Consider the following 14,593-nt stretch of genomic DNA (forward strand, 5'->3'; position numbering starts at 1 on the left):
ATCAAGCGCCGCGCATGTCGCCTTCGAGCTCGCGCAGAGCCGTTCGATACTGTTCGGGATCGGTCACTCGCATTTCGATGAGCGCCGCAAGGCGATGGATGCGCGCTTCGGCCAAGTCGCTTCGCGCAAGGGCTTCGCGCATCACATCGAGCTGGCCCTGACGAACCTTTGCGGTCGCGCGCTGAATGGTCAGACTTCCCATGACCAGGAGCAGTGCGGCGACTCCGAGCAGCGCGCTCACGTGCAGAGCCGCGTCGCTCGCGAACATGGCGCGAAACGCGGCGATGGCCGACAAAACCACGATGCCAATGAGCAAAACCACGTTGCTCGTGATCGACAATCGATCCATCCAGGCTGCGCGTGACAATTGCCGCATCGAGATGCCGCGCCAAAAGTCGGCTTCTCGATCGAGGCGTATGCTGAGCGAAACCAAGGGGGCTTCACCCGAGATTTCTGGCAAGTTCGCTTTTTCGACCAATTCATTGGCCTGAGACGTCGCCGGGTCATCGAGGGCGCGTTCGACGCTCCCCACGCCGGAACGAATGGCGCTGCCCACGCGATCCGCGACGGGTGCGACGCTGCTTTGCACGGCAGCACCGACGTCGCCAATCACCGCACGAGCGGTTTTTCTTGGTTCGCCTTCGGCATCTTGGCGTTCGGTTTGACCCATGATCGGAAGCCTATTCCATGCGCCTCGTGAACTCGCGCGGGGCTCGGGCATGAAGCGATGGTAGGACTGTTCTGGGTGTCTTGGAAGGAAGGATGTTGCTGGGAGCGCGATAGGGAAGGGGATCGGCGCGCTCGTTACGGCGTCGTTTCGCTCGCCGAGACATATCCGCTCGGATCGATCGGCTCGCCCTGATCCCGCACCTCGAAGTGCACGTGCGGTCCCGTCGACTTCCCGGTCGATCCCACCGTGCCAATCTTGTCGCCCTTCGCAATGGTTTGTCCTGGCGTTACCGCCACGTCACCCAAATGGTGAAACCTCGTTTCGAGTCCATTGCCATGATCGAGCACCACGGCGTTGCCGCGGTCGCCGTCGGCAGCGGCGCTTCGCACCCTGCCACCGAGCGGCGCTACGACCGGCGTGCCCGCGTCTTTTGCCAAATCGATCCCCGCATGCTTCTCCCGCTTTCCGCTGAACGGATTCGTCGCTTCGCCATATGGCATGGTCACGCGTGCGCCCGTGACCGGGGGCGTCGCGCGCTGCGCTGCGCGCTGCCTGATTCGCTCTCGCCATGCTCGATACGTATTCGATTGATCTGCGCTGCGTTCGCTGTACATGCCCGCGACGAGTGCTTTGTATTGCGTGGTTTCTTCGGAGAGCGTCTTCGCGCCCGCAATATACGCTCGCACACGCTCGGTTCCGCCATTGTATGCGGCTGCCGCAAGCTCGATCGATTCCGCAGGATCCTTGTCTTTGCCAAATGCGTCGACTTGTCGAGCAAGGTACCATGCGCCGAAATCGACGTTCGTTTCGGGTTCTTTTAATTGTGCAAGCGAAAAGTTCGACAGATTGCGTTCTTTTGCGATCGATTCGCCCGTTTTCGGCATGATTTGCATGAGCCCCACGGCTCCCGACGGGCTTTGCGCTTCTGGATTGCCCGAGGATTCGATCAGCATCATGATGGCCAGCGCATCCGGATCGATATTGTGGCGCGATGCGGCCGCAAGAATGAGCGGCTTCCAAGGATCGAGCACGGGTGGCAACCACCGAATGCCAATCGCTCGAGCAGCGCTCGCATTGGGCGTTTCCTCGGCTTTTTGCACTTCATCGGTCGCGGCCCCGCACGCTGCAAGTCCCGCCATCGTCAATGCGACCACCGTGCCCATGACCAGCGCCGGCGCAAGCAGCGTACGTGCCGATCCTCGGGCCGGCGGGGTCGATTGAACAATTCGTTTGATTCGTGTCATCAGCGAGCCTCCCGTCGATGCCAATGCCGGCATCGTATTTCGTGACCGAAGTGCTTCGAGCTCCGTCAATGCTCGAGCGTAAAGCAATGGATCGTATCCAAGCGCAACGGCGGTATCATCACAGCAGCATTCACGCTCCGCACGCACTTGGTTCGATACCCAAAATACGCACGGATGATAAAAAAGTACGGCCTCCAGGATCGATTGTAGAAGATTGACCAGATAATCGTGGCGCCGGATATGTGAGAGCTCGTGCGCGATGATTGCATCGAGTTGCAATGGGGGCATGCTGGACAAGACCGAGCATGGAATCAAAACAATCGGCCGGAGCCATCCCACGGTCATTGGGACGTCGATGTAAGTCGATTGCATGAAGCGAACGCGCCGTCCGATGTCCATTCGGCGCGCGAGCTGTTCGAGGCGCGATGTCAACGCGGCGTCGAGCATCGAAGCGTGATGCCGAATGATCGATCGCAAATGCCATAAGCCGCCAAAAAGACGCAATGACATGGCGATGACGCCAGCGAGCCATGTAGCGAGCATGGCAACCGTGACGACCTCCGCCAGGGAAGGTTGCGCGGTCGCGGCGAGGTCGAATTCGATTGTCGTTGCCATGTCGATCGAAGCGCCGGGTTGGCCTGGATCGATAGCGAAAAACGTCGCGACGGGTGCCGCGGCCATGAGCAAAAGCGCGGTGCATGCAGCCGCGTGCCGCGCGCTCGAATCCCGCTTCGGAAGAATGGCCAAGACGATCCAAAGCGCAGCGGCAATGACGACACCTTGCCAAATGAAATGCAAGAGCGTCGTCAAAAGAGCTCGGACGAAATCGGAATTGGCGAGCAAGGAAATCATTTCTTCGCCCTCCGAGCTTCCATCTCATCGAGCATTGCGCGGATTTCGTCGAGCTCGGTTCGGCTTGCAGGTTGCATGGACAGCGCGCGCATGACGAGCTGCTTTGCGGAGCCGGAAAATGCCTTGTTCATGAGCTGCCCCAAAAGCCCCTGCTGCGCTTGCTCTTCCGAAATGGCGGCTCGATACACATGGCTTCGGTTTGTCTCGTCACGTTCGACAAACCCTTTTTGCGCCATGATCTGCATCAGCTTGAGCACCGTCGTATAACCCGTGTCTTGCACCGCAAAGAGCGCCTCGTGCACATCGCGAACCGTCGAAGGTCCCCGACGCCAAAGCACGGACAAGATTTGTAATTCGGCATCCGTCGGCAATGCGTTTCTCACCATGGCCACGCCAGTCTACGAAGGTATTCGTAGATGTCAACGAAAAAATTCGTACTTTGTTTGGATGCTACAAAACATGCGTGCAAGCTGCATGGTCTTCCGGTAGGCTCGTGCGTGGATGCTCCGTGGTCTTGGCCAGAACGTGATCGAGCCGCAGCCTGCTTCGGTGCTGGTAGCTCGATACTTGCCGATGCATGCGGCCGTCTTTGGCACCGTTGCTGCCGTTGCGCATCCCGATGCGCTGAAGGTCGGACTTGCGGTGGCCCTTTGGATCAGCGGTATTGTTGCCGTTTTTCATCGCACTGCACGGGTCGCTTCGTTTCTCCTGTGCTCGTTTGCGTCTGCGCTTTTGTTTCCAACCATTCCAAACCACGGCTATGTACTTTGCATCGCACTGCTCATCGGAGCCATTTTCGATACCGAGATTCCCACTGAACGGGTGACCATGGCGGATGGTTTTCGCTATCTCGGAGCGATTGTTCTTTTTTGGTCCGGAGTGCAGAAGCTTCTCGGGGGGACGTGGACGAACGGGCAACTTTTGGCCCATGAAATTGGGCATTCGCCACGATTTTGGCAAGCATTCGGGTGGATGACGGACCGCGCCGAGCGACATGCATATCGGACCGGCGGTCCATTTTTGGGCAGCACCTCGCTCATGGTGATGAGTCATTTCGTGTGGATTTTGGAAATCGCCGTTGGCATCGGTTTGTTGACTTCGCGCGCGCCAATGCGAAAAGCTGCTGCGATCGTGGCGCTATTTCTGATCGCTGGGATTGAAGTCGTAGCGCGTGAAGGCGTTTTCGGAATCATCATGGTTGCGCTTCTCTTACCCGTGACGAACGCTCGATTTCGTGCGCGATGGTTGTGGCTCGTCGTGCCCATCGAGCTATTGGCGATTGGAGGCCGATTGGCGCTCGTACCGGGAGGCTTCCATTGAGTTTCGCTGCGCGTCGCCGGATCGTGTTTTTTACGCTGGTCCTCCTTTCGTGCTGGCCGGCGCTGCAGCGGCTTTTGGTCACGTATTGGAATGTGAATCCGTGGGAGCTGTGCGGATTTGCGATGTACGTACAGCCGAATTTACCCGTGGAAGTCCGAATTCGAGCGCCATCGGGTGAATTCGTCGATACGGAAAAGCTAGAGCCCGAAACGCAGGATGCATTTCGTCGATATCGTGAACGGGCATCGACGCTTGGCCTTTTGGCTTCGCCTGACGAATTGGTTTCGATGTTAAAGCGGGCGGGATTGTCGCACGAGCATGTCGACATCGAGGTCGGGCGGCCTGTGCTGACGTCTGCAGGAACGGTGGTCACGCAGGTGCGAACCGAGCGAGTGACGCTGCCGTGATCGGTTCGGCTCGCATCATTTGACATGAAGCAACCAATCAAGCTCGAGGTTGCATAGCTTCCCTCCTCGATGTCGTGATAACCTCGCCGCCATGACAGACGAGTCCACCGGTGTGCTGAAGCCTGGCGAGGTCGTTGCCGACACCTACCGAATCGACGAGCTCATTGGTAGTGGAGGCATGGCCTACGTCTACCGCGCGACGCAGGCGAGGATCCGGCGTCAGGTCGCGTTGAAAATCATCCGGCCACGCATGCTGGTGGACGAGGAGGCCGTCAGGCATTTCGTCATGGAAGCGCGTACGGCGGGACGAATCCCTGCACATCCCAACATCGTCACGGTGTACGAAGCGGGGGTCGTGGAATCCCTCGGCGTACCATTTTTGGCGCTGGAGCTATGCCCTGGCGAATCGCTGCGCGCGCGAATCGATGATCGCGGTGCAATGGCTTGGCCCGAAGTGGATTCATTGATCAACCAGCTCGCCGACGGGCTCGACGCGGCCCACGCATCGGGCGTCATCCATCGCGACGTCAATCCTGCGAACGTCATGGTCTATCAGGATCACAGGGGGCGTTCACGCCTCAAGCTCCTCGACTTTGGCATTGCTCGATTCATGGAAGACGCCCGCAGCCAGACAGCCACGAGCATCGGCACACCCAGCTACAGTGCGCCCGAACAATTCGGGGGCAGATTGCGCACGCTCGCCGCAAAAATGGGCTTCACCATTGCCAGGGGAGTCGGACCCACGAGCGATGTATGGGGGCTCGGAATGATTGCGTTCGAGCTTCTCACGGGCCGCCACATTGATCTTTATTGGGGTGACGTGCCAGCCGATTACCTGCAAAAGGCCGCATTGCAGCCCCGCGAGCTGGCCTCCGAGCGCGCCGGCGAATATGCTCGGCATTTGCCCCCAGGCTTCGATGATTGGTTCTCCAAATGCACGGCCCACGACGCCGATGCCCGGTGGCCGACTGCTGGCGATGCCGCTCTCGCCTTGTCGTCGCTGCTGGCCAAAACGTGAAGAGGCTCAGGTCACGGTGAGAAATGCGATGGCGATGATCCCATCGGGCAACATTCGCGCGTTATCGGCGCCGCCGCTGAAATCTCGGTCCCAATCGCTCCACGTGAACGCTCGATTCACCTGGTTCGTACCGGTGCCCACGGTCGATAGTTCCATTTCGTAACGGCCTGTTGCCTTCGCCGTGAATTCGAGCGACGCGGGGATGGACCGAATGACTCGCTCGGCGATGACCTTGCCCGTACGGTCGTAGATGCGTAGCTGACATAGGGCCGTATCCGCGGTGGTATCGAGATTCAGCCGGATCCGCTCTTCACTGACAAACTCTGCACGGTAGCTGACGGCGACTCGGCTGGTGCATGTACCGGCCTTGACTTTGCGTGTAAAGCTCATGCGCAGGCTCCTACCACAGAATTCGGTGGGCGACTACTAGCACGACGATGGGAGATTCGCAAAATCCACGGCTCCGGCGCCGAATGTCAGCGACGATTGACACACCGGAGCCGAGTTACAATGCATTATCGCCGCGCAACTCGACGTTTCCTCGCCAAGCCAGCGAGACCGAGCATCGTCATGGCCCAAGCGAATCCATTGGATGAATCCAGGCCGGAACCTGCCGCAACGCACGCGCAACTTCCTTGCTCGATGGGGTCGCTTGGATTGCCTGGTGGTTCTTCGGTAAAAGTGCACCTGGAGTCGCAACCATCGCCGTCCATCGTATTGGCATCGTCACACGTTTCCCCCGCGGCTGAATCGAGAATGCCATTGCCGCAGGATTCGTCCGAGATGCACGTTGCATTGCAGCCATCGCCGCTCGCCGTATTGCCGTCGTCGCATACTTCGGCCGTGTCTTTGATGCCATCACCACAAGACGGGAGTGCACAATTGGCCTGGCATCCGTCACCATCTTGCGTATTGGCGTCGTCGCAAGCTTCACCGGCGGCGGTATCGAGGATCCCATTGCCACAGCTTTCGTCGGACGAACACGTTGCATTGCATCCGTCGCCGCTCATCGTATTGCCATCATCGCAAATTTCTGCGGAGTCTTTGATGTTGTCTCCGCAAGCCGGAAGCTTGCAGTTGCCCTGACAACCATCGCCGTCGACGTTATTGCCGTCGTCGCACGCTTCTCCTGTGATGGTATCGAGCGTTCCATTGCCGCAGGTTTCATCGGATGCGCATTCGGCGCTGCATCCATCGCCGCCGACGTTATTGCCGTCGTCGCATCGTTCACCATCGTCGACCACACCATTGCCGCAAGTTTCATTCGATGAACAGGTCGAGCTGCAACCATCCCCATTGACGATGTTTCCGTCGTCGCAAACCTCGCCCATATCGACGATAGCGTTGCCGCAGGTTTCGTCAGACGAACAGGTGGCGTTGCATCCATCGCCGCTCGAGGTATTTCCGTCGTCGCAAACCTCGCCCATATCGACGACAGCATTGCCGCAAGTTTCGTCGGACGAACAGGTAGCATTGCATCCATCGCCGCTCGAGGTATTTCCGTCGTCGCAGACTTCGCCCATGTCGACGATGGCATTGCCGCAAGTTTCGTCGGACGAACAGGTAGCATTGCATCCATCGCCGCTCGAGGTATTCCCGTCGTCGCAAACTTCGCCCGTGTCGACGATGGCGTTCCCGCAGGTTTCGTCGGACGAACAGGTAGCATTGCATCCGTCGCCGCTCGCGGTATTTCCGTCGTCGCAAACTTCGCCCGCATCCACATTGCCGTCTCCACATGCGGGACCTATGGCGCCACAATCCGCGGCGATCGTCGACATGCAAGCCTCGTCGATGCGCGCGTCTCCCGTCGCATTGGTCGTCAGGTTTGCGCCAATGTAAATGGTGGTCGTCGCGGCCGATGCAACGAAACTTCCCGTGACGAGCGAGTAACCCGTGTTGGGCAAAATCGGCACCGATGCAATGATCGCTCCGTTGTACGCGTCATATCGAATTTCCGCAAACCCACCATTGCCCGCCACGTAAAAACTGACCCAGTACGTTTGTCCGGGCGTAGTAGGTACGCTTTGCGTCATGCCCTCGAAATGGGTCCATTGCAGACGTGGCGAACGCATCCCCAGGTGCAGACCAGGATCGGTTCCGGTTGCCCAGAAATTGCAATCGGCTCCAAGAGACGTGGACGAATTGCCCCAGCCGGCAGGCGGCGTATTGTGCGGCATGGCCGGGCAGTTCTCCATGTCAGCATTGGAAAATAGATTTACCGCATGAGCATCGGGCATCTGCGACACGAACATCAGCAAGCCGGCAGCTCCGGGTACCAGTTTTCGGACTGACCGAAATCGAGGGCGTTTCATCATGTCCGCGCTCTACGCGAAATTCCAGCCTGCTGTCAAGATCCGTCCCTTGACGCTCTTCGCAAGGTCAGCAATAATTTCGCGCATGCGCGTTCTCCGGCAGCTCGGTCTCCACCCCTTGGTCGCGTTTGCGATGGTTGTCGTCGACCTGATGCTGACCGCCTCGGATCTCGCGACCGCCGCGACGGTATCCGTCCTCGTGGCGGTCATATTGACGATCCCGTGTATTCTTTTGCAGCGTTACGCGTACAAAGACGAATGGGGCGTCGCCATTGGAAAAGGATTGATTGTCGGCATTTTGACCGCAATACCAACGCCACTTCCGGCCATCGTGACCGGGACCGGGGGGCTGCTCGGCGCGATTGGATTGTTATCGGATCGCAAAGAACCCGCGCGCCTCGAAGCCGCAAGCGCAAGACGCGATTCCGCCGCGGGGTGATTGTCTTGGCAATCCGTTCCTCACTCGCCGACGTCTTCACCGAACCAAGCTGAATCCCACCTCACTCGTCGGCGCACGCTCCATCACTCACGCTCGCTCCCATCTCCGGCGGAGCCGCCCCGCTCGCTCCTGTGCCCGCCACCACGAGCAGCCAATAGTCCACACAGCTCCCATTCACGATTACCAGTTTGTCCTGGTCAATCGTGCGCACCTCCGCCTGATTGCCCGCCGCTAGCGCCACCGTGCCCGCCTTCGTCCCGCACTGATTGAACGACAGCCACAAATCCACGAAACGCGGCACTTCCCCAAGGCCGTGCACGATCTCGTACCGCATCCCGCCCGGAAACCAAAGCAGCTCGCCCGCCCACGGCGAGCTCATGTACACCCCGTCTTCCGTCGTCCCTTCGATGTACTTCACGGGCGGATTCGTCGTCGCCGAACGGTCGCAATTCGGCCCAAGGGCGTTGATGGCGTTGCAACCCGAAACAACCAGGCAACACGCCAAGACAAACACGTTTGACCACAAACAATGTGACGTCAACCGAGCCATCGTGCTGCATCCACCGCGTGGTACGTCAACACGAAATCCGCGCCCGCGCGCCTGATCGACGTGAGCAGCTCGATCACCGCCCGCCTTTCGTCGATCATCCCCGCCGCCGATGCAGCCTTGATCATCGCGTATTCTCCACTCACGTTGTACGCCCCGAGCGGCAACGTCGACGCAGCCCGCACTCGCGCAACCACGTCCAAGTACGGCAGCGCAGGCTTCACCATCAACATGTCTGCGCCTTCTTCTTCATCGAGACGCGCTTCGCGCAAAGCCTCGCGGCTGTTCGACGGATCCATCTGATAACCCGCTCGATCACCGAACTTCGGCGCACAGTCCGCAGCTTCTCGGAACGGCCCGTAAAAGCTCGACGCGTATTTGACCGCGTACGACAGGATGGATGTTCCGGACAAACCTTCACCATCCAGCGCGCGGCGAATCGCACCCACGCGTCCGTCCATCATGTCGCTCGGAGCCACCACGTCCGCGCCCGCGCGCGCATGCACGAGCGCCGCTTTCGCCAGCACATCCAGCGTCGCGTCGTTGTCGACCTCCATCTCACCTCGAGGGCCCGGCGCAAGGATCCCGCAGTGCCCGTGTTCCGTGTATTCGTCCACGCACACGTCCGTGATGACCAAAAGCTCCGGCGCCACATCCTTCATCGCCGAAACCGCTCGCGGCACCGGACCGTTCGGATCGTACGCGCTCGAGCCCGACGCATCCTTGGTCTTCGGAAGCCCGAACAAAAGCACCCCGCCAAGGCCCAGGGACCGGGCAAGGCGCGCCTGTTCGGCCGCCGCCGATGTCGGGAGCTGGTACACGCCAGGCATCGTTCCTACGGGCCGTGGCGCGTCGAGCAGCTCGTGGAAGAACAGCGGTAAGATGAGATCCGACGGCGAAAGCGTCGTTTCTCGGACCAAAGCTCGCATCGCCGGCGACCGGCGCAACCTTCGAGGGCGTTCGTTGGGAAACACGGCCGCGAGCATAGCTGGTTTGGGCCGCTTCGGCTCGTATCGTCAGGGTTTCTTCACACTCTGCAAAATGTGTACAGGGGGGTATTGCGAATTTGCCGTTCCGGATCCATTTCGTCGGCGCCTCGACTGAACCAGGTACGGGCCCGACGAGCGCCCTACCTTCAAAGGACCATCACCATGACCCAAGAACCCACACCGACAACCGACCCGGTCGAGCCGTCTGCTGCTCAACCGACTGCCTCTTCCCCTGCGGTAGAGCTGCCGTTTCAGGCGGAAGTCCAGCAGGTTCTGTCCCTCGTCATCAACTCGCTCTACGCGAACCAAGAAGTCTTCCTTCGCGAGCTCATCTCGAACGCGTCCGATGCGCTCGACAAGGCGCGGTTCTTTCAGCTCACGCACAAGGACGCGTCGGAACAAGTTGGAGAACCAACGATCGTCATCAAGCTCGACGACGAGGCGCGCACGCTCACCATCGAAGACAACGGCATCGGCATGACGCGCGACGAGGTCGTTCAGAACCTCGGCACCATCGCCAAGAGCGGATCGCTCGAATTTTTGAAGGCTCACGCTGATGCGCTCAAGGCTTCGCGTGACAAGGGCGATCGCGTCGAGCTGATTGGGCAGTTCGGCGTTGGTTTTTACGCCGCGTTCATGGTGGCCTCGCGCGTCGACGTCGAAACTCGCTCGATGCAGCACGGAGCCGAACCGGTTCTGTGGCGTTCGACGGGCAGCGGCACGTTTACCGTGCTCCCCGGCGACAAACCGCACCCGGGGACGAAGATCACGCTGCACCTGAAGGACGACGCACGCGACTACACGAAGGCGTGGCGCGTGAAAGAAATCATCCGCAAGTACTCGGATTTCGTCCACTTTCCGATTCTCGTCAACGAGGAGCTCGCCAACCGCAAGGCCGCTCTTTGGACGCTGCCGAAGTCGCAAGTCACCGAAGAACAACACGCCGAGTTTTACCGGCACGTGACGGGCGGCTACGAAGGGGAAAAACCCCTCTGGCATTTGCACTTGTCGATCGACGCGCCGGTGCAGTTCCAAGCATTGCTTTACATGCCGGAAAAAGCGCCGCCGGACCTTTTCCAGCGCAATCGTCATGGCGTTCGGCTCTATGCCAAGCGCGTGCTCATCGTCGAAGATTGCGACAAGGTCGTCCCGATTTATCTGCGATTCCTCCGAGGTGTCGTGGATTCCGAAGATTTGTCGCTGAACGTTTCGCGCGAAATGCTTCAGGAAGACAAAGCCGTCAAGCAAATCGAACAGCAGGTGACCAAGCAAGTGCTGAAGGCGCTCAAAGAGATCGCCGAATCCGACGCGGACAAGTACAAGACGATTTGGCGCGAATACGGCAAAGTCATCAAAGAAGGCGTCTCGATCGATTGGAAAAATCGCGACGCGATCGCCGAGCTTTGCCGGTTCGATTCCATGAATACCCCCGACGGTGAATTGATTTCCCTTGCGCAATACGTCGCAGCGATGCCCGAGGCGCAAAAAGAAATTTATTACATCACCGGTCCTTCGCGGAAATCGCTCGAGCAAAGCCCGCACGTCGAAGCCTTCAAGAAGCGCGGATTCGACGTGATCTTCTTGACCGATCCGGTCGACGAATGGTTCGTCCAGTCCACTCACGAATACGAAAAGCGCAAGCTGCGCAGCATTGCCCACGGCGACATCGACCTCGGTGACGAAGAAAAGAAAGACACCGAAAAAGCGGCGGAAGAAATCAAGGCTGCGGTCTCTGCCGTCAAAAAGACGCTCGGTGATCGGGTCAAAGACGTGCGTGCTTCGAGGCGTCTGACGAACAGCGCAAGTTGTCTCGTCGCGGCCGAAGGAGACATGGGCGTGAACATGGAGCGCATCATGCGCATCATGGGCGAGGATGCGCCGAATGCGAAACGCATTCTCGAATTGAATCCGGATAGCCCCATCGTCAAGAACATCAATACGCTCGCCGAACGCGAAGCCGAATCGGCGAGGGTTGGACTCATGGCCGAAATGCTCTACGAACAGGCGCTTTTGGCCGAAGGTGTGGTGCTCGACCCCGCCAAACTCGTTCGCAACATTCAGGATCTTCTCACGCAGGCAAGCTCCGCTGCCGTGGGAACGCAGAGCTGACGAAGTCCACGACTCGGCCTCGTCCGTTCCGGCGCTTCGGGATGGACGAGGCTGAGCTTGCCGTAGAAAAATCGATGACCATGTCCGTTCGGCTCCACATCAACATCGACCACGTGGCGACGGTGCGCAATGCACGCGGCACGCGGTATCCCGATCCCGTTTTTGCAGCATCGCTTTGCGAAGCTGCCGGAGCCGATGGCATTACGGCTCATTTGCGCGAAGATCGTCGGCACATCAATGACGACGACGTCGTGCGCTTGCGTGCGTCCATTCAGACACTACTGAATTTGGAAATGGGCGCGACGGACGAAATGTTGCGCATTGCCGAACGGGTTTGTCCCGACGTCATTACGCTCGTGCCCGAACGTCGGCAAGAACGGACGACCGAAGGGGGACTCGATGTCCTGGGGCAACGTGGCGCCATTGAAGCCGTGGCGGCCATGGCTCGAGAAAAAGGCATCAAGCTGAGTTTGTTCATCAATGCCGACGAAGCCGTGGTCGAAGCGTCGAAGGCATTGGGGGTTGCGCAAATCGAGCTGCACACGGGCGAATATTGTCATGCGTCGGGTGCGCGGTCCATTGAAGAGCTCGGGCGTCTACAGCGCGCGGCGGCTCGCGGGCATGCATTGGGACTCGAGGTTGCCGCGGGGCATGGTTTGACGCGGCATAACGTCGGACCGGTCGTGGCGATCCCTGAAATCGTCGAAGTGAACATTGGGCATTCGGTGATTGCCGATGCCGTCTTTTTGGGTCTCGACCGTGCCGTTCGGGACTTGCGTGACGCCATCCTTCGCAGCCGAAGGGCTTCCTGACCCGGAGAATTCATTATGATTCCCGTCCTTACGCGTGCGCAAATGCGCGCGTTCGATAAATATGCGATCGAGGCTTGTCACGTTCCTGGCGTCGTGCTGATGGAGAATGCGGGACGCGGCGCGGCGGACGTGCTTTCTGCGATGATTCAGGAGCACTCGTGTCGTCCCGCGAAGCGAGGGACACCGGAAGCCGTTTCGGCGCGAGCTCGGTCGTTCCCGGTTCGTCACGTACGCAGCCCGGGGCAACCGGCTACGTATCCGCTCGAAGCGCGCGTCGTCGTGGTGTGTGGTACGGGAAATAATGGTGGGGACGGGTTTGTCGTAGCGCGCCATTTGCTTGCGCGAGGTGCCGAAGTCGAAGTGTATCTTGCGGGAAAAAGTGAAAAAGTAATGGGTGATGCGCGCATCAATCACGATGCATACATCGACCTTGGCGGGCGCTTTTTCGAATTACCTCCGGATTCGAGCTTGGATCCATTACACGCGGCGCTGAGCCGTGCTGATTTCGTCATCGATGCGATTTTTGGCACGGGACTCGACCGGCCCATTACGGGTCACTTGGCCGATGTCATTGCCGTGCTCAACGAATCCCCGGCGCGACGCGTGGCGCTCGACATTCCATCGGGGCTCGACGCGGACAGCGGAGCGCCGCTTGGTGTGGTCGTTCGAGCTGACGATACCGTTACATTTGCGCATTTGAAAATTGGAATGCTCACGCCCGAAGGCGCGCGTCTTGCGGGAAATGTCCACGTCGTCGATTTGGGCGTTCCGGATCCGCCCATTTTGGCACACGTGGGTCATGTGGCCGAAGTGTTGCGGCGTGAAACCGTGGGTTCCTACTTTGGGCCGCGCGAAGCGAATTTGCACAAGCACAAAGCGGGTGATGTTTTGGTGATTGCGGGCTCTCCGGGGAAACTTGGAGCGTCGCTGCTGACGGCGCGCGCTGCCATGCGCGCAGGCGCGGGGCTCGTCACCATTTGCACGTGGCCCGATGCCGCGAAATCGCTCGAATCTCGCGTCGTGGAGGTGATGACGGCGCGGATCGATCCGCAGGACATCGTGAAGTCGCTGGACGCGGCACTCGCGGGGCGGCGTACCGTGGCGATTGGTCCGGGTTTTGGATTGGGGCCGGATGCACGCGCCGCGGTGGATCACGTCGTTCTTGGTTGGGACGGGTTCAAAGTGGTCGACGCGGATGCGATTACGCATTTCGTGGGGCGCCCGGAGGTATTGGCAAAAGCGCGGGGGAATTTGGTGTTGACGCCGCATCCGGGCGAGCTTGGGCGACTGCTTGGAAGAAGTGCGGCAGCCATTGAGCAAGACAGGTTTGGCGCGGTACGTGAAGCGGTGGCGCTGACGAAAGCGACCGTGGTTCTGAAGGGTGCACGGACGATCATTGCGACGCCGGACGGGCGGCTCTTCATTTGCATGGCGGGTAATCCTGCATTGGCGACGGCGGGATCCGGCGACGTGCTCACGGGCATCACTGCGGCGTTTGCGTGTGGTTTGCCTGCCGAGGAAGCGGCGTGCGCAGGCGTGCTCGTGCATGCGCTCGCGGGCGATCGCTGGCGTGCGCGGACGGGCTGTGATCGCGGGCTTTTTGCCGGCGAAATACCGGACGAAGTACCCGGAATCATTGCGGATCTCGTGCGGGGAAGCGATCCGCTGGAGCGGTTTGGCATGGTCGAACGCTTCGTCGCATCGGAATGAGCATCGAATAACATTGAATTGACGCGACGGCCTTCCAGTGTACGCTCCTTTTGCCGAGCGTATCTCGAACCGTAGGCGACGACATTGCGAGATTCGAGACAGTTCTTTCATCCAGAGCGCGGCCTCGATGCGGAAAATCCACCAGTCGTAGGGGCCAGGCCATA

14 protein-coding genes are annotated in these 14,593 nt (G+C 59.5%); 7 read left to right on the forward strand and 7 right to left on the reverse strand.

Going from position 1 to position 14,593, the window contains the following annotated elements:
• Position 1: 1 nt before the first annotated feature.
• The 3 genes from IPM54_04435 to IPM54_04445 form a co-directional block, all read right to left on the reverse strand.
• On the reverse strand, positions 2-670 hold the full coding sequence (locus IPM54_04435; GenBank protein ID MBK9259063.1) for a hypothetical protein: 669 nt from the start codon (positions 668-670) through the stop codon (positions 2-4).
• A 134-nt stretch (positions 671-804) separates the two neighbouring features.
• Positions 805-2,766 carry a peptidoglycan DD-metalloendopeptidase family protein gene (locus IPM54_04440; GenBank protein ID MBK9259064.1) on the reverse strand — a complete coding sequence of 654 codons (1,962 nt, stop codon included), beginning with the start codon at positions 2,764-2,766 and terminating at the stop codon, positions 805-807.
• On the reverse strand, positions 2,763-3,152 hold the full coding sequence (locus IPM54_04445; protein MBK9259065.1) for a BlaI/MecI/CopY family transcriptional regulator: 390 nt from the start codon (positions 3,150-3,152) through the stop codon (positions 2,763-2,765). The genes IPM54_04440 and IPM54_04445 overlap by 4 nt, the downstream gene beginning before the upstream one ends.
• Before the next feature lie 115 nt (positions 3,153-3,267).
• Between IPM54_04445 and IPM54_04450 the strand changes: the two genes are divergently transcribed.
• The 3 genes from IPM54_04450 (at position 3,268) to IPM54_04460 (ending at position 5,511) form a co-directional block, all read left to right on the forward strand.
• On the forward strand, positions 3,268-4,086 hold the full coding sequence (locus IPM54_04450) for a hypothetical protein (protein ID MBK9259066.1): 819 nt from the start codon (positions 3,268-3,270) through the stop codon (positions 4,084-4,086).
• Positions 4,083-4,493 carry a hypothetical protein gene (locus tag IPM54_04455; protein MBK9259067.1) on the forward strand — a complete coding sequence of 137 codons (411 nt, stop codon included), beginning with the start codon at positions 4,083-4,085 and terminating at the stop codon, positions 4,491-4,493. Before IPM54_04450 ends, IPM54_04455 begins: the two co-directional genes overlap by 4 nt.
• A 91-nt stretch (positions 4,494-4,584) precedes the next feature.
• Positions 4,585-5,511 carry a serine/threonine protein kinase gene (locus IPM54_04460; protein ID MBK9259068.1) on the forward strand — a complete coding sequence of 309 codons (927 nt, stop codon included), beginning with the start codon at positions 4,585-4,587 and terminating at the stop codon, positions 5,509-5,511.
• A 6-nt stretch (positions 5,512-5,517) separates the two neighbouring features.
• Here the strand turns inward: IPM54_04460 and IPM54_04465 are convergent, their stop codons facing one another.
• Both IPM54_04465 and IPM54_04470 read right to left on the reverse strand, forming a co-directional pair.
• Positions 5,518-5,901: a hypothetical protein gene (locus tag IPM54_04465; GenBank protein MBK9259069.1), complete on the reverse strand. Its 384-nt coding sequence runs from the start codon at positions 5,899-5,901 to the stop codon at positions 5,518-5,520.
• A 125-nt stretch (positions 5,902-6,026) separates the two neighbouring features.
• Positions 6,027-7,826 (reverse strand): DUF4215 domain-containing protein, encoded by a 1,800-nt coding sequence (locus IPM54_04470; GenBank protein MBK9259070.1) that lies wholly within the window; start codon positions 7,824-7,826, stop codon positions 6,027-6,029.
• A gap of 130 nt (positions 7,827-7,956) precedes the next feature.
• Here IPM54_04470 and IPM54_04475 point away from each other — a divergent pair, with 130 nt between their 5' ends.
• A complete protein-coding gene (locus tag IPM54_04475; GenBank protein MBK9259071.1) occupies positions 7,957-8,262 on the forward strand; it encodes a hypothetical protein in 306 nt (101 codons plus the stop codon).
• A 61-nt stretch (positions 8,263-8,323) separates the two neighbouring features.
• On the opposite strand, the gene IPM54_04480 is transcribed toward IPM54_04475, so the two are convergent.
• Positions 8,324-8,812, reverse strand: a complete 489-nt coding sequence (locus IPM54_04480; protein MBK9259072.1) for a hypothetical protein — start codon at positions 8,810-8,812, stop codon at positions 8,324-8,326.
• Positions 8,800-9,795, reverse strand: a complete 996-nt coding sequence (gene hemB / locus IPM54_04485; GenBank protein MBK9259073.1) for a porphobilinogen synthase — start codon at positions 9,793-9,795, stop codon at positions 8,800-8,802. Before hemB ends, IPM54_04480 begins: the two co-directional genes overlap by 13 nt.
• A gap of 165 nt (positions 9,796-9,960) precedes the next feature.
• On the opposite strand from hemB, the gene htpG reads away from it, so the two are divergent.
• From htpG to IPM54_04500, 3 genes are all read left to right on the forward strand, one after another.
• On the forward strand, positions 9,961-11,907 hold the full coding sequence (gene htpG, locus IPM54_04490) for a molecular chaperone HtpG (protein ID MBK9259074.1): 1,947 nt from the start codon (positions 9,961-9,963) through the stop codon (positions 11,905-11,907).
• A 74-nt stretch (positions 11,908-11,981) separates the two neighbouring features.
• Entirely contained in the window at positions 11,982-12,719 is a 738-nt protein-coding gene (locus IPM54_04495; protein MBK9259075.1) for a pyridoxine 5'-phosphate synthase, read from the forward strand.
• A gap of 15 nt (positions 12,720-12,734) precedes the next feature.
• Positions 12,735-14,429, forward strand: coding sequence for an NAD(P)H-hydrate dehydratase (locus tag IPM54_04500; protein ID MBK9259076.1), 1,695 nt, complete (start codon positions 12,735-12,737; stop codon positions 14,427-14,429).
• Positions 14,430-14,593 lie beyond the last annotated feature (164 nt).

It is taken from the genome of Polyangiaceae bacterium, from assembly GCA_016715885.1.
In the GTDB taxonomy this organism is placed as follows: Bacteria; Myxococcota_A; Polyangia; order Polyangiales; family Polyangiaceae; genus Polyangium.

What these genes read in the sequence shown, in the direction of transcription:
- IPM54_04480 (MBK9259072.1), bottom strand. Translation starts at nt 8,812, where the DNA reads ATGGCTCGGTTGACGTCACATTGTTTGTGGTCAAACGTGTTTGTCTTG.
- IPM54_04445 (MBK9259065.1), bottom strand. Translation starts at nt 3,152, where the DNA reads ATGGTGAGAAACGCATTGCCGACGGATGCCGAATTACAAATCTTGTCC.
- IPM54_04440 (MBK9259064.1), bottom strand. Translation starts at nt 2,766, where the DNA reads ATGATTTCCTTGCTCGCCAATTCCGATTTCGTCCGAGCTCTTTTGACG.
- IPM54_04470 (MBK9259070.1), bottom strand. Translation starts at nt 7,826, where the DNA reads ATGATGAAACGCCCTCGATTTCGGTCAGTCCGAAAACTGGTACCCGGA.
- htpG (MBK9259074.1), top strand. Translation starts at nt 9,961, where the DNA reads ATGACCCAAGAACCCACACCGACAACCGACCCGGTCGAGCCGTCTGCT.
- IPM54_04475 (MBK9259071.1), top strand. Translation starts at nt 7,957, where the DNA reads ATGGTTGTCGTCGACCTGATGCTGACCGCCTCGGATCTCGCGACCGCC.
- IPM54_04460 (MBK9259068.1), top strand. Translation starts at nt 4,585, where the DNA reads ATGACAGACGAGTCCACCGGTGTGCTGAAGCCTGGCGAGGTCGTTGCC.
- IPM54_04465 (MBK9259069.1), bottom strand. Translation starts at nt 5,901, where the DNA reads ATGAGCTTTACACGCAAAGTCAAGGCCGGTACATGCACCAGCCGAGTC.
- IPM54_04435 (MBK9259063.1), bottom strand. Translation starts at nt 670, where the DNA reads ATGGGTCAAACCGAACGCCAAGATGCCGAAGGCGAACCAAGAAAAACC.
- hemB (MBK9259073.1), bottom strand. Translation starts at nt 9,795, where the DNA reads ATGCTCGCGGCCGTGTTTCCCAACGAACGCCCTCGAAGGTTGCGCCGG.
- IPM54_04450 (MBK9259066.1), top strand. Translation starts at nt 3,268, where the DNA reads ATGCTCCGTGGTCTTGGCCAGAACGTGATCGAGCCGCAGCCTGCTTCG.
- IPM54_04500 (MBK9259076.1), top strand. Translation starts at nt 12,735, where the DNA reads ATGATTCCCGTCCTTACGCGTGCGCAAATGCGCGCGTTCGATAAATAT.
- IPM54_04495 (MBK9259075.1), top strand. Translation starts at nt 11,982, where the DNA reads ATGACCATGTCCGTTCGGCTCCACATCAACATCGACCACGTGGCGACG.